Origin of the sequence: Haloarcula sp. Atlit-120R (genome assembly GCF_003665885.1) — an archaeon.
Classification (GTDB): Archaea; Halobacteriota; Halobacteria; order Halobacteriales; family Haloarculaceae; genus Haloarcula; species Haloarcula taiwanensis.
The window spans coordinates 772,222-793,848 of the sequence record NZ_QPLN01000002.1 but is presented as its reverse complement, the minus strand read 5'-3'; the positions used below and the strand labels follow the sequence as shown (position 1 = coordinate 793,848).

At 63.9% G+C, this 21,627-nt stretch carries 21 protein-coding genes and 1 tRNA gene; 10 read left to right on the top strand and 12 right to left on the bottom strand.

Annotated features, from left to right (window positions below; genetic code table 11):
* Positions 1-9 precede the first annotated feature (9 nt).
* Together DVK01_RS11365 and bluB are read right to left on the bottom strand one after the other, a co-directional pair.
* Complete coding sequence (locus tag DVK01_RS11365) at positions 10-1,914, bottom strand: helicase HerA domain-containing protein (RefSeq protein WP_121536723.1); 1,905 nt, start codon at positions 1,912-1,914, stop codon at positions 10-12.
* 159 nt (positions 1,915-2,073) lie between these two features.
* Positions 2,074-2,757, bottom strand: a complete 684-nt coding sequence (gene bluB / locus DVK01_RS11360; protein ID WP_101349734.1) for a 5,6-dimethylbenzimidazole synthase — start codon at positions 2,755-2,757, stop codon at positions 2,074-2,076.
* 169 nt (positions 2,758-2,926) lie between these two features.
* On the opposite strand from bluB, the gene DVK01_RS11355 reads away from it, so the two are divergent.
* Complete coding sequence (locus tag DVK01_RS11355) at positions 2,927-3,274, top strand: hypothetical protein (protein ID WP_101349733.1); 348 nt, start codon at positions 2,927-2,929, stop codon at positions 3,272-3,274.
* 6 nt (positions 3,275-3,280) lie between these two features.
* Here DVK01_RS11355 and dinB read toward each other — a convergent pair whose 3' ends face one another.
* The gene (gene dinB, locus DVK01_RS11350; RefSeq protein ID WP_121536721.1) at positions 3,281-4,642 is read right to left on the bottom strand and encodes a DNA polymerase IV; all 1,362 of its coding nucleotides are present in this window, start codon (positions 4,640-4,642) and stop codon (positions 3,281-3,283) included.
* A gap of 390 nt (positions 4,643-5,032) precedes the next feature.
* On the opposite strand from dinB, the gene DVK01_RS11345 reads away from it, so the two are divergent.
* Positions 5,033-5,347 carry a hypothetical protein gene (locus DVK01_RS11345; protein WP_101349731.1) on the top strand — a complete coding sequence of 105 codons (315 nt, stop codon included), beginning with the start codon at positions 5,033-5,035 and terminating at the stop codon, positions 5,345-5,347.
* Positions 5,348-5,649: 302 nt separating this feature from the next.
* Here DVK01_RS11345 and DVK01_RS11340 read toward each other — a convergent pair.
* The 3 genes from DVK01_RS11340 to DVK01_RS11330 form a co-directional block, all read right to left on the bottom strand.
* Positions 5,650-5,720 (bottom strand) — tRNA-Gly (locus DVK01_RS11340).
* Positions 5,721-5,921: 201 nt separating this feature from the next.
* Entirely contained in the window at positions 5,922-6,611 is a 690-nt protein-coding gene (locus DVK01_RS11335; RefSeq protein WP_121536719.1) for a class I SAM-dependent methyltransferase, read from the bottom strand.
* Positions 6,612-6,623: 12 nt separating this feature from the next.
* On the bottom strand, positions 6,624-7,664 hold the full coding sequence (locus DVK01_RS11330) for a tyrosine--tRNA ligase (RefSeq protein WP_101349729.1): 1,041 nt from the start codon (positions 7,662-7,664) through the stop codon (positions 6,624-6,626).
* Positions 7,665-7,768: 104 nt separating this feature from the next.
* On the opposite strand from DVK01_RS11330, the gene DVK01_RS11325 reads away from it, so the two are divergent.
* From DVK01_RS11325 to DVK01_RS11310, 4 genes are all read left to right on the top strand, one after another.
* Entirely contained in the window at positions 7,769-9,997 is a 2,229-nt protein-coding gene (locus tag DVK01_RS11325; RefSeq protein WP_121536717.1) for an AAA domain-containing protein, read from the top strand.
* Between the two features lie 58 nt (positions 9,998-10,055).
* Positions 10,056-10,490 carry a hypothetical protein gene (locus tag DVK01_RS11320; RefSeq protein ID WP_053968407.1) on the top strand — a complete coding sequence of 145 codons (435 nt, stop codon included), beginning with the start codon at positions 10,056-10,058 and terminating at the stop codon, positions 10,488-10,490.
* A gap of 68 nt (positions 10,491-10,558) precedes the next feature.
* Positions 10,559-11,596 carry an aspartate-semialdehyde dehydrogenase gene (gene asd, locus DVK01_RS11315; RefSeq protein ID WP_121536715.1) on the top strand — a complete coding sequence of 346 codons (1,038 nt, stop codon included), beginning with the start codon at positions 10,559-10,561 and terminating at the stop codon, positions 11,594-11,596.
* A gap of 92 nt (positions 11,597-11,688) precedes the next feature.
* The gene (locus DVK01_RS11310; protein WP_101349726.1) at positions 11,689-12,069 is read left to right on the top strand and encodes a hypothetical protein; all 381 of its coding nucleotides are present in this window, start codon (positions 11,689-11,691) and stop codon (positions 12,067-12,069) included.
* Here the strand turns inward: DVK01_RS11310 and DVK01_RS11305 are convergent, their stop codons facing one another.
* On the bottom strand, positions 12,070-13,023 hold the full coding sequence (locus DVK01_RS11305; protein WP_101349725.1) for a D-2-hydroxyacid dehydrogenase: 954 nt from the start codon (positions 13,021-13,023) through the stop codon (positions 12,070-12,072).
* A gap of 216 nt (positions 13,024-13,239) precedes the next feature.
* Between DVK01_RS11305 and DVK01_RS11300 the strand changes: the two genes are divergently transcribed.
* Together DVK01_RS11300 and DVK01_RS11295 are read left to right on the top strand one after the other, a co-directional pair.
* Entirely contained in the window at positions 13,240-13,761 is a 522-nt protein-coding gene (locus DVK01_RS11300; RefSeq protein WP_101349724.1) for a response regulator transcription factor, read from the top strand.
* A gap of 96 nt (positions 13,762-13,857) precedes the next feature.
* Complete coding sequence (locus DVK01_RS11295; RefSeq protein ID WP_101349723.1) at positions 13,858-15,216, top strand: NAD(P)/FAD-dependent oxidoreductase; 1,359 nt, start codon at positions 13,858-13,860, stop codon at positions 15,214-15,216.
* An 829-nt stretch (positions 15,217-16,045) separates the two neighbouring features.
* Here DVK01_RS11295 and DVK01_RS11290 read toward each other — a convergent pair.
* Positions 16,046-16,906: a CPBP family intramembrane glutamic endopeptidase gene (locus tag DVK01_RS11290; protein ID WP_101349722.1), complete on the bottom strand. Its 861-nt coding sequence runs from the start codon at positions 16,904-16,906 to the stop codon at positions 16,046-16,048.
* Between the two features lie 62 nt (positions 16,907-16,968).
* Entirely contained in the window at positions 16,969-17,517 is a 549-nt protein-coding gene (locus tag DVK01_RS11285) for a DUF1684 domain-containing protein (protein WP_101349721.1), read from the bottom strand.
* Positions 17,518-17,644: 127 nt separating this feature from the next.
* On the opposite strand from DVK01_RS11285, the gene DVK01_RS11280 reads away from it, so the two are divergent.
* Complete coding sequence (locus DVK01_RS11280) at positions 17,645-18,304, top strand: DnaJ domain-containing protein (RefSeq protein ID WP_101349720.1); 660 nt, start codon at positions 17,645-17,647, stop codon at positions 18,302-18,304.
* Positions 18,305-18,375: 71 nt separating this feature from the next.
* Here DVK01_RS11280 and DVK01_RS11275 read toward each other — a convergent pair whose 3' ends face one another.
* Positions 18,376-19,230, bottom strand: coding sequence for a UbiA family prenyltransferase (locus DVK01_RS11275; RefSeq protein WP_101349719.1), 855 nt, complete (start codon positions 19,228-19,230; stop codon positions 18,376-18,378).
* 52 nt (positions 19,231-19,282) lie between these two features.
* A complete protein-coding gene (locus DVK01_RS11270; protein ID WP_121536713.1) occupies positions 19,283-19,654 on the bottom strand; it encodes a hypothetical protein in 372 nt (123 codons plus the stop codon).
* 106 nt (positions 19,655-19,760) lie between these two features.
* On the opposite strand from DVK01_RS11270, the gene DVK01_RS11265 reads away from it, so the two are divergent.
* Positions 19,761-20,156: an OsmC family protein gene (locus DVK01_RS11265; protein ID WP_121536711.1), complete on the top strand. Its 396-nt coding sequence runs from the start codon at positions 19,761-19,763 to the stop codon at positions 20,154-20,156.
* A gap of 47 nt (positions 20,157-20,203) precedes the next feature.
* On the opposite strand, the gene DVK01_RS11260 is transcribed toward DVK01_RS11265, so the two are convergent.
* The gene (locus tag DVK01_RS11260; protein WP_121536709.1) at positions 20,204-21,487 is read right to left on the bottom strand and encodes an FIST signal transduction protein; all 1,284 of its coding nucleotides are present in this window, start codon (positions 21,485-21,487) and stop codon (positions 20,204-20,206) included.
* Between the last annotated feature and the right edge of the window lie 140 nt (positions 21,488-21,627).

Genomic DNA, 21,627 nt, shown 5'->3' with positions numbered 1-21,627 from the left:
ACGGACTTTTCACTCGCTGTCTCCGTCCAGAAACGCCGATTCGAGTCGAGAGATCACCGACTCGACTTCGTCGTCGTCGAGTCCGCGGTCGCTCTCCTCTCGGACCAGTGCCGCCAGCCGGGCGTCGTACTTTCCACGGCCGACGTGTTCGACCAGCCCGCGAAGCCGGAGTTCCCTGTTCCGCGCGTAGGCCGCCGTCCGGTCGCCGGAGCCGCCCGCCGAGAAGTGGGCGTTTAGCGGCGTCCCGGGTCCCTGCTCCCGGTAGTACGCGAGCATCCGGCAGGTCTTTCGGTCCAATTCCTCGATGTCGGCTCGAAGGTCAGCGTAGACGGCGGGACCGTCGACATCTGAGGGCATCTCGTCGTCGGTGGCTCCGGTCACCTCCGCCGACTGCTCAGCTTCGACGGCCTCGGCGATGGCCGCTCTCAGAGCGTCGTCGTCAGCCTCAGCAATGTCCGTCTCAGCCCGGCCGTTGACTGGTACGCCCGCCGCACTGCTGTCTGGGCTGTCCCCGTTCGTCGCCACAGCAGCGTTGTCAGCGTGGCCATTTGACGCCGGCTCTGCGTCCGTATTGCTGGCAGCCGACACCGATTTAGCGTCCGCGCTGCTCCCAGTCGCGTCCGCGCCGCCACTGGCGCTGCCGCCGTTCATCGCAGCGTCGTCCGCGGCGAAGGCGCTGAACGCGTCGCCGAACCCGCCGCCCGACGTGGCATCGGCCGTCTCGTCTGGTTCGGGGGACTCGTCGCGGGGACCGTCGGCGTCCGCCTCATCCTCGGCGTCTGCGTCGCCGTCCGACGGAGATTGGTCGGCGAACCGCTCGCGCTTGCGGCGCATGTTCTCCTGTTCCGTCCGGCCGGGGTTGTAGTCCTCAGCCTGCTCCACCATCGCCTCGGTGAACTGCTCGGCCATCCGCGAGAGGTCCCGGGCGTCCTGCAGTTCCGCCTCCAGTTCGGCGATGCGGGAGTTCTTCTTGTCCAGTTCCTCCCGGAGCTCCTTGATGCGGTTCTCCGTCTCCTGTTGTTCCTCGCTGATGGTCTCCAGTTCGGAGACGAGGTCGTCGCTGACGGACTTGAGTTCCGGGCGCTCGAAGTCGTCGAGGCCGGGCGTCGCGCCGGCGTCGAAGGTCTGCTTGCGGTGGAACTGCACCCTGCGGACCTGCTCAGCCCAGTCGTTCATCATGAACGCCTCGCCGTCGTCCAGGTCTTCGACGGCGTCGGCGTACTTGTTGTCGAGGATGCGCCCGACTACCTTCGTATCGTTGTTCCAGGTCAGGCGATGCCAGACGAGCCAGTCGCACTGGGTGATGTAGTCTTTCTTCACGTCGGCGGGGCGCTGGCTGATGCCGACGATGCCAAGCCCGTGTTTCCGGCCGCGCTTCCCGATTTTGATGAGCATCTTCCCGACCTCGCCCATCGACCCCTTCTCGGGCATCCACTCGTGGCACTCCTCGACGAGCATCAGGAACGGCTGTTTCTGTTTTTTCGCCTTCGCGAACAGTTGCTTTGCGACCTCTGTCAGCAGCGTCTCGGCCTCTTCCTCGTCGAGAAACGACGAGATGTCGAGGATGATGGGGACGTTCTGTTCCAGCGCCAGCGAGGCGATCTTGCCGGCGTGGTCCTCCGTGACCTGAATGTCACACTCCTCGTCACCGCCAACGTGGAGGATCTCGTACTCCTCTTTCAGGCCGTAGTACTCGCCATCGATGTCGACAATAAGCAGGCCGAACCCGTTGTCCAGCAGTTTCTCGGCGATGACACTCGCCGTGTTCGACTTCCCGGACCCGCTCTTGCCGGTGATGAACCCCCGGCCGGTGAGCAGTTCCACCACCGGGAGATTGACCGTCTCGCCCGGCTCCCCGGTCCCACCCGGCCCCGCGCTCGTCGTCGCGACAGTTATCTGTTCGGTCTCTGCCATGCGTTACTGTCGGAACGGAGACGCTCACACCCCATAACTCTCCGTCAGACGCCCATCAACTGTGGAACAGGTCTGGACGCAACGCAAACAGTTCGAAGCCAGTCCGAGGTTTCGCTCGCTCGGGCTTCAAATTCTCGTGTGCTACCGACGCGGCTTCGGTTACCGACGCCGCTGGGACTTCGTTTCGGGCGTCCGACCGGAGTCCCACTCGCCGTAATGGACCAGTTCCGTTCTGTCGATGCGACTACGCCAGCCTTCCTGTTGCAGTACCGGTTCCGCAGGGAAGCCGTCTTCGGGGTAGCCGACACAGAGGTAGGCCACAGGCTGAACATGGTGTGGAATGTTCAGCACCTCACGGAGTTCGTGGGGATACAGAAACGAGACCCAGCCGACACCGATGCCCTCGGCACGGGCAGCGAGCCAGAGGTTCTGTACGGCGAGACACGTCGAATAGACATCCATTCGCTGCATCGTATTCCGGCCGAGGACGTGTGGCGCATCGCGCGTGGGGTCACAGGTAACACAGATGTTCACCGGGGCATCGGTTATCCCCTCCAGTTTCAACTGGCCGAAATCCGATTTGCGCGGCTCCTCGTAGCCTTCGCGTGCGGCGGCTATCGCCCGTTCGGCAATCGCGGCGACCGCTGACTTCGTCTGTTCGTCCTCGATCACGACAAAATCCCACGGTTGCGAGAACCCGACGCTGGGCGCGTTGTGTGCGGCATCGAGGATCCGTGCCAGTACGTCCTCGGGAACGGAGTCCGCGGCAAATCGTCTGATGTCCCGTCGCGAATAGATGGACTTGTAGACCGCCTCGCGGTCGCGTGGTCCGAACTCAACCATATCCTCACTGACAGACGACAGTTGTAAACCGGTTGTGCTGACCGACAGTGTCCCGAGTACGGTAGGATGTGAAGGCGAAGCCGACCGTGATCGTTGCCAGTCAGTCCGAGACGGGGCAACGGCTATTGTGGTGGGACACCTTGACACACTCGTTCGCTGAGGGCTGTCCATGGACAGATACGAGACGTTCGTCGAGGACGGAACGGTGTACGTCGGGAGTGACGACGGCCCGCTCGAAGTGGCACCGCTGGAGGATATCGTCGCCGCTGCCGGCGGCCCGGCGTGGACAATCACCTACTCCGAGGCCGAGAAGGAGCGGTACGCCGGGATGGACACCAGCGACGAGGGACTAGTGGTCGACGTGGTCGATATGTTACACGCAATGACCCACAGCCAACGGTTCGTCGACACGCTGGCCGCGCATCCAACAGCAGTTGCGGCCGATGACACCATCTCGCCGCGGGCCGGCCTGTTCGTCGGGAAACTGCTGGAGAATCTGGAACACGGTGTCGCCTGAACACCGTTAGAAATCTGTGAGGGTGGTCTGGCCGGGCGGGAGCGAAATGTTGGTACTGACGGTGTCTTCTCCCTCGTTTACCGCATCTCCCGCAGCTTCGTTTCCCTCGTCGTTCTCACCGAACGTTCCGAGTCCGACCTGTCCTTCCTCGTTCTGTTCTTTGGCCCTCTCTGAGCTGTTGTCGGCGACGGAGCTATCGCTCGTCTCCTCGGTTCTAGTGTCGCCGCTGAACCCGTCCAGATTGGCCTGCTCGCCGGCCGAGAAATCAAGGTTCGAGACGCGGACACCGACTTTCCGCACCGGGTCGTCGTCGAACTCACTAAGCAGGTCCAGCGCGACGCGCTTGACCAGATCGGGCTCCTCGACCGGGCCGGGGAGCGACCGGGCGCGCGTGTTCACGTCGAACGGCGGCGTCACGACCTTGATGCCGATGGTCTGGTAGCGCGCGCCCTTCCGCCGGGCGCGGTCGGCGACGGCCTCGGCGAGCGTGCGGACCTGCCGGCACTTGGCCTCCGAGTCGGTCGTCGCCTCGGTGAACGCGGACTCCCGCGAGAGGCTCTTGGGGTCGCCTTTCGGGGTCACCGACCGCTCGTCCTCGCCGCGGGCGTAGCGGCGTATCTCGCGGCCGCGCTCGCCGAAGCGGTCGGCCAGTAGTTCCGGGTCGGCGGCCGCCAGGTCTCCTGCGGTCTCGATGTCGAGCGAATCGAGTTCGCTGGCGGTGACCGGGCCGACGCCGTGGACGTCCTCGACGGGCAGGTCGGCGAAGAACTCGCGGACATCTCCGGGTTCGACGACGACCAGCCCGTCGGGCTTGTCGCGGTCGCTCGCCACCTTCGCGGCGCTCATCGTCGGGGCGACGCCGACGCTGGCCACCACGCCGACTGCCGACTCGATTGTGTCTTTCAGGTCCTGCGCCCACGAGTCGACGGTCTCCCAGGAGACCCGGTCGGTGACGTCGAGGTACGCCTCGTCGATACTCACCTCGCGGACGACCGCTGCCTCAGCGTGAAGTATCTCCCGGACGTCCGCGGCGACGGACTCGTAGAAGTCCATGTCGACGGGGCGGTAGAACCCCGCGTCCTCGACGTCCAGGTCCGGGTCCTCGACGGCATCGACCTTCCGGGGGAGCCGCTCTAGGGCCTCCGAGATGGCCATCGCGGATTCGACGCCGTACGCCCGCGCCTCGTAGCTCGCCGTCGCGACGGCCCCGTGTGTCGTGCCGTTCTCGTAGCCCATTCCCACGACGAGTGGTTCCCCGCGGAGCGCCGGCTCCCGCCGCTGTTCGCAGGCGGCGTAGAAACAGTCCATGTCGACGTGCGCGACGATCTGCTCGGGGCCGCTGGTCCCGGGGAGTCGCGCAGCGTCCATACTCGACGCTACGTGTACTGGCAGAAAACCCCACCGGCCCTCGCCGAACGCATCAGGTCAGGGTACTGTCCGATGTATCGAAAACACCTCGAAAGGCGGGAGCAGGGAAAGTGGTGGGGGTGGGTGGGGGTTGGGTGTCAGGTGCTCCGTACGCCGTTGGTTGCAAAGCGATACGTGGCCGGTGGAGTGGCCATCGCTCCACCGGCGAGTGGTCGTCCGCCGATGCCAATCCCGGATGGTACGACGGTCGTTCCCGCCGGGAGCGTCGGAAGCTCCATGTTAACAAAACGCATGGAAACACTTCAATGTTGGCTGCAGTCCTCTCCGGCACGTCCCTTGCGTTCGTTCCGCTCGAAACGTTTTCAGTTCTCTCCACATGAGTGCGACGTAATGACGGAACTGACGGACTCGCTGCCGGACAGACCGCTCTCGACGAGCGAAATCTCCGCCCTCGAAGCCCAGCACGACGACTACGGATTTGCGCCGGTCGGGTTCTTCCCCGACCTCGACGTAGTGGCCGCGTTCGTCGTCATCATCGACGGCGACCGGGGCTACAGCCTCGGCTACGACCGCGACGGTGACGGTTGGGTCGTCGTCGAGTCCTTCGAAGACGGCGAGGACTTCGCGGGCGTTACTGATCGCCTGCAGGAGTGGATGGGCGACGACTGGGAGGAGTTCGAGGAAGCGGCCGTCGAACCGGAGTGAGGTGTCGATTGGTCGCGGCGGCTGAATGGCTCTCGAAGGCAAGACCGCCTGCTACCGCTTCAGTCGGTCGCTGGTGTCACGCCAGAATTAGGCAACCGGGAGTGAACTTGACTGCAAATCCTCGCTATCGCTCGGATTTCCGTAGTTCAAATCCGCCATTCCGCATTTCCGACTCACGAATTGTTCGTCGAAAAAGTGCGGCGACCGGGATTTGAACCCGATGGCGAGACTCGCTGCGCTCGTCTCGCGTGATTCAAATCCCGCCGTACGGCCTTCGCTCGTCACGTCCGTTCCTCGCAGAATGCGGCGGCCGGGATTTGAACCCGGGCCATGAGCTTGGAAGGCTCAGGTCCTACCACTAGACCACCGCCGCTCGCTCACGCCGTTCGCTCGCGGCGTCGTTCGCAAATCCGTTGGATTTGCTCACCACCACCGCTCACTCACGCCGTTCGCTCGCGGCGTCGTTCGCAAATCCGTTGGATTTGCTCACCACCACCGCTCACTCATGCAGCCCTGATTCTCTCGAATCGGGACCGCCCGAGTGCGAACGTATACACTCATAGATGGAAGGCAATTAAGTGCGTTTCCCTTCTGGTTCGACAACCCCGTAACAGTTGCCGCTTGAGAGTTCCATCGAGACGAGCCGGAGGTCGCTGTCGGCGACATCACGCTCGAATTCGGCCGGCGCGTAGATGTGGTAGAACCGCGGCACTGTCTCGCCGCCGGGGAGCGTCCAGTCGACTGTCGTGTCAAAGCCCGCGTCCGCGTCGGGGTCGGCGTCGAAGCGGTCGTGGGCCGTACTCCACGCGCTGACGAGTGCGCGAGCGCCCGGCGCGAGCACGCGAGCCAGTTCGTCCAGACTGGCGCGGCGGGCGGACCGCGACGGGAGGTGATGCAGCGTCGCCACGTACACCGCGAGGTCGACGGACCCGGCAGCAAGCGGGAGCCGCGTCGCGTCGCCCTGCAGCAGCGCGACGCTGTCGCCGACGCGGTCGGTCGCGGCTTGCAGGAGCGCGCGGCTGGCGTCGAGGCCGACGACGCGGTCAGCGACCTCTGTGAGCAGTTCCGCGTGGCGGCCGTTGCCACAGCCGACATCGAGCGCCGTTCGAGCACTGCTGGACTCGTCGACGAACGATTCGACCTCTGGCCAGGCGTACTCGCGGGTCTTCGAGAAGTGATCGCCGATGTCCTCGTACGTCCGGCGAACGGCGGCCCGCGAGCGCGCGGGTTCCTCACTGTCGGCGCTCGGGTCGGAGGGGGGCATCGCGACGCGGCGTTACTCCGCGCCGTACTTCTCGGGGTAGGCCTCGGCGAGGAGGTCCTCCTCGTCGGCCAGGCGCTCCCGGACCGGGTCGATAACGTCCGAGATAGCGCCCGCGGCGGACGGCTTCAGGTCGGCGGGGTGGAGTTCGCCGCTGACGAAGTCCGATTCGACCTCGTCGTAGCTCTCGTAGGTGAGGTCGCCGCCGTACTCCTCGGGGCGCTCGACGACGAAAGACTCGTCGCGGACGTCCAGCACCGGGAACACGAGGTGTTCGAGGTACTCCAGCACGCCGTTTTCCTCGACCTCGCCGGCCGGGCAGTACGCCTGCCCGATTTTCTCGTCAACCTCGTCGGGGCTGTCGGTGAGGTTGACCTTCGACGCCTCGTCGGATGCGCTCATCTTGCCGCCCGAGAGACCGGACAGGAGCGGCGCGAACAGGCAGATCGGCGACTCGCCGCCGTGGTCCGGCAGAATCTCACGCGAGAGCATGTAGATGCCACGCTGATCGACGCCGCCGTAGGCGATGTCGGCGTCCAGCGCCTTCACGTCAAGCGTCTGCATCAGCGGATAGATGAGCCCGCCGAGGTTCGGGCTCTCGGACTCGCGAACGACCTCGCTGGCCGCACGCTGCGTGCGGGAGATCGTCGTTTCGGCGGCCATCCGGTACATCTCCAGCGTGTACTCCTCGTCAAGCTGGAAGTCAGTCCCGCGGACGAACTCCACGTCCTCGGGGTCTGCGCCGGCCGCTTCAATCATCCCCTCGATGGCCGTTTCGTAGTAGGCCGAGCGGGCATCCAGCAGGTCAAAGGGCGATTTGTTGTCGTCGAGGTGGGCGTGCAGGTCCGCGATGAGGACCGTCACGTCGACGCCGGCCCGCAGGAAATCCGCGAGCTTTCGCATCGTCGTGAAGTGACCGATGTGCATCTCGCCGGTCGGCGCGTAGCCGATGTACGCCGACGGGTCGCTCTCCTCGAACAGCGTCCGCAGTTCGTCCTCGGTGACGACTTCTGTGGTGTGTCGCGTCACCAGATCGAGTCGCTCGGCGGTATCCATACCGCAGTGTGGCCGGTCCGGCGATTAAAACGTTCCTGTCCGGTGTGACGCGCTGTCGAGGTGGGCCGTACTGTTTTACCACAGCGGCGCACAATCGGCGATAGATGTCCCTCCTGTTCGACCACGTCATCGGGTCGTTTGCCCTCGACGACGCGTCGTTGTGTGCCGTTACCGACGCTGCTCTCGACGACAGCGGCGATGTCGTCCCCGCGCGGCCCGTTGCCGAGTTTGCGGCCCACCACGACGAGCTCGCCCATCCCGCGGAAGACTGGGTCTGTATCCCATTACACGAACCAGACTCGGCGCGACCGACGGGAGAGTACGTCGCCTTCACTGACCACTCGTTACACGGACAGATTTTCGTCTTCGAGCGCGACGGCGAGCGGGACTTCGTCGATGCGGACGGGTTCGGAGCCACGGGGCTGGCCGACCGTCTCCGGTTCTGGCACTCCGACTACGTCCCGAAAACGTACCCACCCTCCTACGACGCACCGATAGACGACAGCGAACCGCCCCGAAATCCGATCCCGTCGGCAGAACTGATCGACGGCTTGCGGTCTCACGTCGAGCGCGAACGTGCGGCGACTCGCCAGCAAAACCGAGAGCGCGCCGAACGGCGCTCACCTGCCGAGGTGTACGGGGCCGGTGGTGATGCAGTCCCCGACCTGCACGCGCGCGGCCGAGATGACGGAGCGTATCGGTTTCGCGTCGACCCACCCGCTGACATCGCCGCCGAGTGGGACGGTGACTGGGCGTTTGTCGTCGAATCCGTGTTCGGCATTCACGAGGGAAACGAGGTGCTGATTCACGCCGAGAGGGAGCGCGGACGCGGCGACGACCCGTTCCCTGTCCCGGCGACAGTCGAGCGCATCCGCGGGCGTTCGGTCTGGCTCGCGGTGGACTGGGGCGAGGTCGACGGGGCGACAACACTCGAAAGCGCACTCACTGACAGTGATGCCACCTACGGGCTCACGGCGCTGCTCAATCCCGTTCCGTTCGACCGCGAACGTGCGGCGATTGAGTTGCTGACCGACCACCGATTTCGGGCCGTACTCGCCGGCGACCGGCCGATAACCTTCTCGAACGGGGCTGCCGCCCGGAGCGACCAGTTCGACGGGGAACTGAACCAGGAGCAGCAACTGGCTGTCGAGCACGCGCTGCTGGCCGACGACCTGTTCTGTATCCACGGCCCACCGGGGACAGGGAAGACGCGGACGCTCGTCGAAATCGTCCGGCGGGCCGCACAGGCCGGTGAGGATGTGCTGGTGTGTGCGGACTCGAATCAGGCCGTCGACAACCTCGTGGCAGGGTCGTCGACGGGTGACGGGGCCGACCCGCAGTCGCTGCACGCCTATGGCCAGCACGGCGACGGCGACTACACCCTCGACCGCGTGAACGCGAGCCAGTCAGCAAACGATGTTGTGGGGCGCGCCTACAGCGACGTACCCGGGCGGGCTGACGTAGTGGCGGTAACGAACAACAGCGCCGCGACGCTCGCCAGGGAGTTCGACCTGGTAGTCCTCGACGAAGCAACGCAGTCAACCTGCGCAGCGTCGTGTATCCCGCTGGTCCGGGCCGACCGCGCCGTCCTCGCAGGCGACCACCGACAGCTCCCGCCCTACAGCGCCAGCGACGAACCGCCGGCGTCGAGCTACGGTCACTCGCTGTTCGAGCATCTCTACGCTGACGGCGGCGTCTACGAGGGTGTCGGCCTCCAGCTACAGACCCAGTATCGAATGCACCGCGACATCGCGTACTTCCCGAACCGTCGGTTCTACGACCGGACGCTACGGAACGGGCGCGCCGTCGACCCGCTCCCAGACAGGCCGGCGCTTGAAGGGTACAACGTCGGCGGTCGGGTCGAAACCGCCGGGCACTCCAAGGCGAATCCCACCGAAGCCCGCCTCGTCGCGCATCTCGTTCAGGACCTGCTGGCAGACGTACCTGCCGAGGAAATCGGTGTCATCACGCCGTACAGCGCGCAGGTGTCACGCATCCGGGAGATGCTCGCAGAGCGAACCGACGCCGGAGACGGAGTGACTGTCGACACCATTGACTCGTTTCAGGGCGGCGAACGGACAGCCATCGTCCTCTCGCTCGTCCGGAGCAACGCCGACGGAACCGTTGGGTTCCTCGGGCGGCCGGTCGACGGCCCCCGGCGGCTGAACGTCGCGCTCACGCGGGCCAAGCGCTACTGCGCCGTCGTCGCCGACTGGCACACACTCCGTTACGACGCCGACGGGAAGTGTACGGATCTCTACAGCGACTTCTACCAGTTCGTCTCGAACACCGACCGCCTGAACGACGTGGACCCCGAATTCATTCCGGTGTAGCCGGCCAGCGACCGCCCAACTGCGATGGGTCCAAATACGTCCGACACAACTGTCTCATATGTACACGGGGAAGACCGAGAAGGCATGCTGTCTGTGCGGGAATCCCGACACTGAGACCCGTCTCGATCTGCCGCCGCGGGCGGTCCCGCTGCTCAAGCACGCAGACCCAATCGCCTGGCAGGACATCGTCGGCGAGGTGTCCATCTACTTCTGTGGCTCCGACTGGGAGACGGTGCGGGACCTCGTGTTAGAGACCGGAATGAGCCCGCTGTCGCGGTGTAACGCCGCCCGAGCTTCCTTCGATCTCCGTGAGGATTTCGAGGCACTGCTGAATGACATCCGAGACGAACCGGACCATACGGAAATCGAAGCCGAAATGCGCGCTGAGGCCGCGGAGACGCTGGCGAACCGCGACGACCCATACGTCGAGGAGCGGGATCTCGTGGAGGCCCGTGTTATCGAATGGGTGTTCGAAGACACCGAGCGCGAGTAACCCGACGAAGGCAGCGGCATGGCCCCGTATCCAAACTGTTTTGACCACCCGTAGCCGTGTGTCAACCGATGACTGTACGCGTAGGTGTGCTCGGTGCGACTGGCGCGGTCGGGCAGCGACTTATCCAACTGCTTGACCCCCACCCCGAGTTCGAGATCGCAGCACTGACCGCCAGCGACGCAAGCGCTGGCGAGACATACAAGGACGCCGCAAAGTGGCGCGTCAACTCCCCGATTCCCGAAGACGTGGCCGGGTTAGAAGTCCGCGCCACCGACCCGGATTCGGTGCCTGACGACGTCGATCTCATCTTCTCCTCACTCCCGTCGAGCGTCGGCGCGGAAGTCGAACCGGAGTTCTGTGAGGCCGGCTACACAGTCTCGTCGAACTCCTCCAACGGCCGGATGGACGAGGACGTGCCGCTCATCATTCCCGAGGTCAACGCCGACCACGTCGACCTCCTGGAAGTCCAGCGTGACGAGCGCGGCTGGGACGGCGCGCTCCTGAAGAACCCGAACTGCTCGACGATCACGATGGTCCCGCCCCTGGCCGCGCTGGACCGCGAGTTCGACCTGACCGACGTGCGCGTCTCGACGCTCCAGGCCGTCTCCGGTGCGGGCTACTCTGGCGTCACATCGATGGAGATCATCGACAACGCCATCCCGCACATCGGCGGCGAAGAGCAGAAGATGGAGACCGAATCGCGCAAACTGCTTGGCTCGTTTGACGGCGCGGAGGTCCACCTCAACGAGATGGACGTGGCCGCCTCCTGTAACCGCATCCCGACGCTCGACGGCCACCTCGAAAACGTCTGGGCCGACACCGCCGAGGACATCTCTGCGGCCGACGCCGAGGCCGCGATGGAGTCGGTTACCGGCATCGACCTGCCGTCTTCGCCGGAGAAACTCATCACGGTGTTCGAGGAACCCGACCGCCCACAGCCACGCCTCGACCGCAACGTCGAGGACGGCATGGGCGTCGCAGTCGGCGGGTTCCGCGAGACGACGGACGGCGTCCAGTTCAACTGCCTCGCGCACAACACGATGCGCGGTGCCGCCGGTGCGAGCGTGCTGAACGGCGAACTGCTGAACAAGCGCGGCTATCTGTAACGGTCACGCTCGCCGAGCGCCGTTCTTCCGAGTCGCACGAGAACTGCTAGGCGATCCGATATTTTTTCACGGCCAGACTCGACTTCTGGCATATGGTCTCCCGCGATACGAAGCTTCAGATCGGGGTGGTGAGCGCTGTCGTCCTCGTCTGGGCGCTCCTGTTCCGGGCGGTTCCACTCGGCCCTGTTGCCTCGGTCGTGCTCGTCGCAGCTACGTACTTCGCCGTTCTGGCTGGCACACACCTGTATCTCGCGCTGGCAGGTGATAGCGAGACGCTTCCGGTCGCGGCCCGCTGGCGGTACATTGGGCTCGCGGCGGTAGTGGCCGTAGTCGAACTGCTGCAGGGTACCGTCGGGAGAACTAGCCTCGGGAGCGTTACAGTCTCGCACCTACTCGGCGGCGTGTTTGGTGTGACCGTCGTCTCGTATCTGGTGTACGAAGCCCGCGCTGGCCATCTCGCCAGCCGGCAGTGACTACAGTTCGATCTGGTTTCTGAGCCCGTCCCACTCGCCGGTTCGCTCGGCCTGCCTGACGTTTTCGGCCACAATATCGGCCAGTCGATCGTAGTAGCTCGGCGTGTGGCCGGCGTTGTGTGGCGTGATGAGGACGTTCTCGAAGTCCCACAGCGGGTGGTCGCCGGGCAGCGGTTCGGGGTCGGTCACGTCCAGTGCCGCGCCGCCGATGTGGTTGCGCTGTAGCGCACTGACCAACGCGTCGGTATCGACAACGGGGCCACGGGCGACGTTGGTGAGCACCGCTTCGGGGGGCATCGTGTCGAACACCGCTTCGTCGACGAGGTGGTGTGTCTCGTCGGTCAGCGGGCAGGCGAGTCCGACGTACTCCGTATCGGCGACGGCCTCGTGAATCTCGTCGAAGCCGTACACCTCGTCGGTGGGGCCGCCCTTCTCCGGCGAGTAGCGGACGCCGACGGTCTCCACGTCGAACCCTTGCAAGCGGTCGACGATGGCCTGCCCGATTTCGCCGAGGCCGACAACGCAGACGCGGCTGCCAGCGAAGTCGTCGGTGTGGAACGACTGCCAGACGCCCTCGCGCTGGTGGCGGCGGGCGGTGAAGAAACCGCGGGCGAAGGCGAGCCACGAGCCGACGACGTTCTCGGCGACGTTCGGGCCGTGGACCCCGGAGGCCGTCGTCAGGGCGATGTCGCGGTCTGCCAACTCCGACAGCGGAAGGTGGTCGTATCCAGCGTACGTCCCTGCAAACAGTTCCAGGGCGTCGGCCGCATCGACCAGTTTCGGCGAAACATCATTACCGGTCAGGACTGTCGCCTCCGCAATCAGGTCGCGCTCGGCGTCTGGTGTCTCCGCGACGGTGATGTCCCACTCGGGCAGTCGGTCCCGGAGCGCAGTCGCGTACTGGTCGACCGGCATCCCGTGAACGTCGTATCTCATCACGACGATATCGGCCATTGAACCCCTCCTGTGGCGTGCGGAGCCATACCGGCTGTTCCACGCGGGGGCCTCAAAACGGTGCCGGCAGACCGCTGGTCGCACGCCAAGGCTGGTGTTGGTATTTCTACATCTAGAGAGTAGGAGAATTACCAGCCTGAATTAGTAAAATTTGTAGTAATAGTACACCGATATCTTAGCATATTTGTAGGATGACCAGCGTATGAGTTCCAAGAGATGAGGAGACCGACGAGCATTGTGGTGGTCGATGACGACGAGGACTACAGACAGCTCTACAAGCTCTGGCTTCCGGACGAATACGAGGTTATAGAAGCGGAAGACGGCCGTACAGGGTTACAGTGCATCGACGACACAACCGATGCGGTATTGCTGGACCGCCAGATGCCGGACCTGAGCGGCGCAACGGTCGCGGAAAAACTCCAACAGCGGACAGTTACCCCTGCGGTCGTCATGATCAGTAGCGTCAAGCCTGACGTGGATATTCTGGATATCCCCGTGGATTCGTATCTCAGAAAGCCCGCTGACCGGGACACTCTGCTGTCGGTTCTTTCGACCGTTCGTACCCGGTGTGAGTACGAGGCGAAACGCCGCGAGCTCCTGGGCCTCGCCGACCGCCGAGCAACAGTTGCCGACGCTGTCCGGGCCACAGCGCTCGCTGAGAGCGACGCGTACCAGCGGGTCGTCAAGCGGCTGGAGCGACACGACGTATCACTCGGCGGCGCAGTGTCCGGACCGTAGCGCGCAGGGCGTTCCAGTTCAGTCCGGTGAGCGCGTCACACCGTAGTTTCGATGCAAGACAATAGGTTTTAGCGGGCGCGGGACACCGTAGCGGGTATGGAACACGTAGACGTCGCCATTGTGGGTGGTGGCCCGGCCGGCTCGTCGGCGGCCGAGGCCGCAGCCGACCACGGGGCCGACGCCGTCCTCCTCGAAAAGGGGGTCCCCAGAGCCGACCGCGAGGGGGCGGGACCGGACTCGACAGATGCCGCCGGATTGCTCGATTACTGGTTCGACATCATGGGTATTCCCCGGTCCGAGTTCCCCGAGGACGTGGTGTTGAGCGAACTCGACGGGGCGAAGTTCTATGGTCCCTCGACGGAGATGACGCTCACGGAGACCGGGATTAGTTCTAGCGCCGACAGCTTTGGCATCACGTTTCACCGAGCGCGGTTCGACGACTGGCTCCGCAGACGGGCGACGGAAGCGGGCGCGGACTACCGCGTCGGTGTCAGCGTCACCGGCGTCGAGACCGACCTGCGGAGTTCGCCGCGACACACCGTTCGATTGGCCAACGGCGAGGACATCGCTGCGGAGTACGTGATACTCGCGGATGGCCCCCAGCGAACCGTCACCGGCGGGACGCTCGATCAGTTTCTCCCAGACGGGCAGACGATGGCCGACATCATGCCGTCGAACAAGGTCAATCACATCGCCTATCAAGAGCACCGCCGGATGCCGGAGGAACTGTTCACACCGGAGTTCATCGAGTTCTGGTGGGGCATCATGCCCGGCCACACAGCGTATCCGTGGATTTTCCCAAACGACGCCCCGGTCGCCCGCATCGGTCTGACGATGCCTATCGGGCTGAATATCGACGCGTACGACCGCAGCGAGTGGGACCTGCTCAAAGCGAGCGACGACAGCATCCCGCAGGGACGGCAGTACATCGAACGGCTGCTCGAACGGGAGTTTCAGGCGTACGACCTCGACGACTTCCCGCTTGTCGAGGACCGGGGAAAATCGAAGGGCACAGAGACGTACCCTATCTCCTCGACCCGCCCGATAGAGTCCCCAGTTGGTGCCGGCATTGCCGTGGCCGGTGGGGCAATGGGGACTACGTCAGCGTTCCACGAGGGCGGCGACCACGTCGCTGTTCGCACTGGGAAGATCGCCGGCCGCCTCGCCGCGAACGACCGCCTCGAACGCTACAACGACGCCTGGCACGACGCCATCGGCGACGAAATCCTCCGGAACGTCACCTTCGCGGACATGGTGCGGGACTGGCGGCCCGGCGACTGGGACCGGGCCTTTACCACCGCCAACGACCTGATGGACGCCCGCGGCATCAAGGCCGACGCAGCGCTCCGTGGCGGCTTCAACGGCATCAAGATGGTTCTGGCTTACAAATGGGGGAAGTTCTCCTACCGTAACGGCAAGTACGTCCAGTTGCGCGAGGACGACTACGCCGTCTGAACGTCACCCTTAGGTGTCCCACCGGCGAAATGCATCTGCGTGCCTTTAATCCCCGGCTGAGACCCGTCACCGGGACAATGACGACCCGGAGAACCCGGGCACGCGACATGACCGCGGTTCACACCGCATCTGGTCGCCGTATCCGGCGACCCGCCAGACGGTTGCACCGTCTGGGCGTTCGGTGATTACGCCGTAATCACCCGCGCTCGCGGCTGACGCCGCTCGCGCACTTGGTCGTCTGTGGACGACCCGCCCGGCACGAGGGTTTGCCGGCTGACGTGGCACACCGCCGAGGATGATGCCGGACGTTAGTGTTCCGGGCGACATGCTACTGTTAATTGGAGACGGAGGTGTGTCCCGAGAGCGTCGGAAATCGTTCTGCGAGCCGGCTACGCAACACTCGATGTGAGCAGGATTGTGGCGGCCACTGGCTCTGCCCGTCGCATCGGCTCAGTTCGTATCTGGGCCAGCGGGTAAGCAGTTCGACGAAGGCCTGTTCGTCCTCTCTGAACGTAGTTGACCGGTGGACGGGCAACGAAACAGGCTGTCTCGAATAGCCTACCGTTGAGTTCGATTTTCGCATCGATGGACCAGTTGCTACTCCACCGCTGGTATGCAGCGTCGGCATCCAGCCCTTGCTGCTCAGTGTTGTAGACGGAGAGCAGGCCGTCGGATTCGCCGATTTTCGGCAATAGGGGTGAGACGAAGATGTGCTATCGCCGGGCGGTGAGAGACAGGTCGCCGCTGGTATCCCTTGCGAATACAGGGCAGGAAATCATTCAAGTCAGGTACGGACCTGCCAGATTGCGGACCTGGTGGGATAGGCCGGTCAGAAGCCGCTGATACCGAGCACGGCCGGAGCGGACGAGAGGTCCCCGCTGAATTTCACGAAGACGTACAGGCCAGTAAACAGCGTCGCGTTGTACGCGCCGTGGATGAGTGACGGGACGACGATGTTGTCCGTGTACTCGTAGGTGGCGCCGAGGATGAGCGACGGAACGAGAAGGGCACCCACCCCGACGAGTTTCCCCGTGACCGACCCGCCACTAAGGGCGGGGTAGTGAATGCCGGCGAAGATGACGCTCGCGATAGTGACGCCCGAGATTGGGCCGAAGTAGTCCCGAATGCGGCCCTGAACGACACCGCGGAACAGCAGTTCCTCGCCCGGGCCGATGAGGAGGAAGGAGGCAGGAATCAACAGGAGGAGGACATCAGGGTTTTCCATGCCAATCTCAGCCGCCTGATTGGTTGCCGTTTCGATCCCGAACAGCGAGACGAGTGTCGTGATAATGGTGGCAACCACCACGAGTCCGCCCATCGCGCTGACGTAGCCCAGCACGACGATGCCGGCCTCACGGAGACTCGGTACAGCAATGCCAATACTGAATGCGCCGGTGTCCGGTGCATAGGAGAACACCTCGCGGACTTTCGCTCTGATTACCGGTCTGAGTTTGATGTACGTGTACGCGATGACTGGACATCCGATTCCCTGAACTGTTATCAGTCCGAGGACCAGCGTCTGTACTTGCGTTATCTGTACTCCGGCACCGAGTGAGAGGAAAAAAGCGATGCTGAGAAGCAGGATCGAGCCGAACCCGAGTCCTATCACACCCAGCGAGAGCGCCGAAAAAAGCGTAAACCCGTACTGGAAGGCCTGTAGAACCGGACGGTCGCGGGTCGCCGTTGCCATACGCTACCTTGGTCGTGGCGATGTGTAAACAATTCGTTTGGTATCGGTGTCGCGACCCGCGTTCAGTCGATCCGCTCGCCGGCCGTCACTGCGGCATCGAGCCAGTTCGACTCCGGCGGCAACGGGCAGGAGAACGTGTCGCTGTAGGCACAGAACGGCGAGTAGGCGAGGTTGAAATCCAGCGTAATCTCGTCGCCGTCGCTCAGGTCGCGGTCGGGTTCCAGTTCCATGTATCGACCGCCGTCGTAGCTCTGCTGGCCGGTGGTCTTGTCCCGGAACGGGACAAAGAGCGTCCGTGACTCGTCGGCGGCCTGCCGGAACGCGTGGAGTTCGCGGGACTTGCCGTCGAGGTCGAACGACAGTGTTGCGACGTGGAGATAGCGCACCGTCCGGTCGTCGCTCGTCTCCAGATCGACCGACTCCGGTGTCTCGTGAACGGTAACGGTCGCTTCGACCCGATAGTCGGGGTCCGGGTCGAAGTAACTGAGTCCGTCGAACTCGTCGCGTTCCTCGGGCGGAATCGGTGATTGGCGATGCTCTGCGAAGAAGCGGTCTTTCTCGGCCCGGTTGGCCTCCAACTGCGCTGCCCAGTCTTCGGTGTCTTCGTCCATACTGAGACGGTGGTGGCCACGCAGTTTCAGTCCGGCGACTCAGCGACAGCTCGGCAATATCGTGTCGTGAGGGAGTGAATACCTTATTATACGTATAGTCCAACTCGATAACTACACAGGGGTGTGTATGGAAGCGACGTTCTACGGTATTCTGGGGGTAGACCCAGATGCCACCGAAGAGACGATAGTCCGCGCCTACCGGGAGCAGACGAAAACGCATCACCCGGACGTGAGTGACGACCCTGCCGCTAGAGACCGGTTTAAGCGCCTCACGCAGGCGAAAGACGTGCTCACAGACGAGGCCGAGCGAGCGCGATACGACCGGCTCGGCCACGACGCATACGTCAACAGGCACGTCGACAGCGTCGCGGACGGAGGTACAGCCACGGGCGGTGTCAGTGACATCGCACAGCAGTACGTCGACCAGCGAGCCGACGCAGAGACGGCAGGCGAGACAACGGCGAAAGCGACACAGCGGCCAACCCAGACCCGCGGTGGAAGCACGGGCTACGGGACTGCCGCGGAGTACTACCGGCCCGGCGAGCGGGTTCGGCCGGCACAGCCGTCGGGAGTCGAGACACTGCTCGAGTCACTGCGACGTGTCGGGCCGTGGCTGTTCGTCCATCTGGCACTGCTGGTCTGTACGATCATTGCCGCCGTACTGCTCGCAGTCGGTGGCCTCACTGGAGACCTCTCACCGGTCGTCGCCGGTGTCATGGCAGCCTCGATGGTGACCATCTCGCTCGCCGTCTCGGCGACCCATGTCCTCACACACATCTCGGGCTGACTGGCACGGAGCGGTTCGCACAGCGGCAGTTTCGAGAGCCAGCAGACGCGAAGCCGGCAGCACAGCCACATTCACGACAGCGGCCGGAACCAAACAGCGGTAACGAGGACGGCCAGCAGAAGATACGAGCCGCGGATCAGCAGCATCGTCGCAGTTTCAGGGTCGCCCCGCTGGGCGATAGCCGCGACCGTCCCGAAGACGACCGCAGCCGCCGCAGCACTCGGCGGGACCCCGGGCAATGCCACAGACAGCCCAACGATTCCGAGAAGGCCCGCTCCGAACAGACCGAGCGCGAGTCGCCGGGCGTCTTGATGGCCAAGTACGACGGCGACGGTGCGTTTCTGTATCGACCGGTCGTAGTCGTAGTCCTGCTCGTCGTCGATTATCTTGATGCCGGTCAGCAACAGCAGAAACACGGCGGCGAGACCGACAGCACGCGGCGTCAGCGTCGTCACTTGTGCGTAGTAGCCGCCCAACAGTGACAGCGCGATACCCGTCGGGTAGCCCATCGTCGCACCGATAGGGTTCATATCCAGTTGTGGCGCGTGGGTGTAGCCGATAACCCATGTCGGTAGCGTCAGCAGCGCCGCGCCGGGACCGACCAACAGCCAGATAGCTGCCGTGCAGAGCGCAAAGCCGACGCCAGCGCCGACCAGCGCCATGCGACACCCCGAGCCAGTGAGAGGGTGGTCGTCGTCCTCGCCGCGGACGTGGAAATCGACGTAGCCGTCCTTGACGTGGGCCGTGTAGACGGCGAAGAACATCGCACTCGCGTGAAGTGCGGCCACTGGGGGCCAGAACCCACCGGAAAGCAACCCCCCGAACAGCGAGGTCGCAAGCGGTGGCAGCATAAACACCGGGTGCACCTGCGAGGCCAGGGCACTCACGGTCGCGAGCGGACCGGTCTCGTGTCGGGCGACTGCCATACGGACTCAAGGTACGGCTGTGGCAAAAATCCCCAGCCGCGTTGTTTCGGTACTACCGCCAGTTCGAGCGGTCGAGCACGAAGCCAGAAATGTGCGAGGCCAGTTCTCTGGCGGCCTGTTCGCTGTCCGCGTGGAGTTCACCGGACACCGGGCCGGCTTCGCCGCCGACGCCCTCCGTCTCCGAGATCGGGTCCGTCGTCGTCGGATACGGTCGGCGGGACCGGACGCGGTCCCGGAGTTCCTGAACGGTAGCGTCCGAGAGTTCGTATGACAGATGCTGGAGGTCGTATCGAACGATGAATCCCCGCGTCGCGTCTCGGACGGCGAGGACCGGGTGGCCCCGGTCCCGACAGCGCTCCCAGATCTCGCGCTGGTGGTCCCGCGTAGCATACACCGGCACGTTCGACGGTGCGAGGTGTTCCATTGGTCGTTTGTAGGGACTGGAGGTGTATTACCTTTCGGCAGTGCCTCGCCGGTAGAAACGCCATGCAGGAAATGTTTAGGGTCAGGGCCGTGTCCACAGAATTGCTATGGCAGATATTGAAATCGAGAGTACGTGCGAGGAAGGATACACAGTCGAAAGCGTCATCAACGGCGAATGGGAGCTTATCGTCGACGCGCTGAGCGAGAACGGCCCGTCGCCGAACGAGGTTCTGGCCGCCGACTACGCCTCCTGTTACATCCCGGCGCTGCGCGTCGCCGCCGACAAGTACGGCCACGAAGACATCGGCAGCGTCGACGTCGAAGTCGCCGCAGGTCTCGACGAGGATGACGACCTAGAGTATATCGACTTCCATGTCGAGGTCGAGGAGTCACTCGCAGACGAGGAACAGGACATCGTTGAACTCGCCGAGGACATCTGCCACGTCCACTCGGCGCTGCAGGACGAGCTACACGCAGAAATCACTATCGAGTCCGGCGTCTGAGCGGGCAAGGGCCGGGGTTATTTTCGCTGGTAGCAGCCCCGTCGTCGTTACTCCGGGAACAGCAGGATAACCGAGGACGTGTTGTGATAGCCGGTGTAGTCCTCGTCGGCCGAGCAGACTTCGCCGTAGGTTTCGAAGCCGGCGAAGGGCGCGTCGATAGCGCTGTGAATCGTCTCGACGGCGTCGTCGAAGTCGTCGCCGAGAATCATCGCCCGGCAGGCGCAATCGTAGACGAATCCGCCCGCGACATTTCCACCGCGGAGTTCATTGGCGGCGTTGGTGGCGGCGTTCCGGACCGCATACACCTGGTCGGATTTGTTGCTATGTGTCACCCGCACTTCCGTCCCCTCGGAGACAGCGACGGCGAAATCCAGCGGCCCATCGGTGTCGGTTGTATGGCCCGGCCATCGGATGTTGTATCCCGTCGTCGAGATGAGTTTGCTCTCGATGAAGGTCTTGATTCGTGAGGCGAGTCCGTCCGCGTCGGCATCAGGTTCCGATTCGATACCGAGTTCGTAGCGGCCGAGCAACATGACGAGGTCCTCGGACCCTGCTTCCAACTCGTCGACATCGATGTCGTACGTCTCCATCGCATCCTCCCGAATCGCGTCCCGCCAGGCCTCGAACGCGGGCCTGCCGTCGAGTTCGTACACGGTGCTGCCCTCTGCTCGGGTTACCGTCATCGCCTCGGAGATCGGTTCGTGGCCGTGGTTGACTGTCACGGGAAGCGGGTCCTCTGAGGCAATGAGCGCGAGGACGACGGCGTCCGTCTCGACGCGGTCGTTCCGGAAGACGTGGGTCTGCTGTAACTGGAGGTCGTCACCCGCAGACCCGCCGACAACCGGCGTCTCCTCGTCGTCGAGGTACTGCTCGGTGAGCCGAGTGACTTTGTTTCCGATTCCGGCCATGCCGTCGTGGAGATTGATGACCGTCCGATGCGGATACCCCTCGACAGTGGCGTCCTCGCTCGCAGGGAGGTCATGGACGGCTTCGAACAGACAGCGTTCGGGGTCAGCGCTCAGTTCGGTCGACAGGCTGGAAAAGAACCGCATCGAGTCCGACGAGACGACACCGACTGTGACAGTTCCGTTCCCCGAACCGGATTCAGTGAACTCTCCGGAGGACGAACAGCCCACGATTTCGGTGTCCGAACCGACAACACTCCGAGCACCCCACAGCACCGCCTCGTAATCGTACCTCGGAGAGCAGAAAATCTGACAGAAGTCCGGTTCGCTGGCCGATATACCGGCCATGGCATCCCGTATGGCGTCCATCGCTGCGGCATCGCCCGAGTCTCCCGTCGCCTGCCCTGTCCCAAACTCAGTAGTCATTGAGATGCAAGTATATCGTGGGCTAACTTAACATATTGGAACCGTTTTGAAAATAACAAGGCAGGGTAGTGGCGTCACTCGAAGGCCCGGGAGTCGCTCCAGAAGCGGTACGCCTTATCGTAGACCACCACACGGAGCGG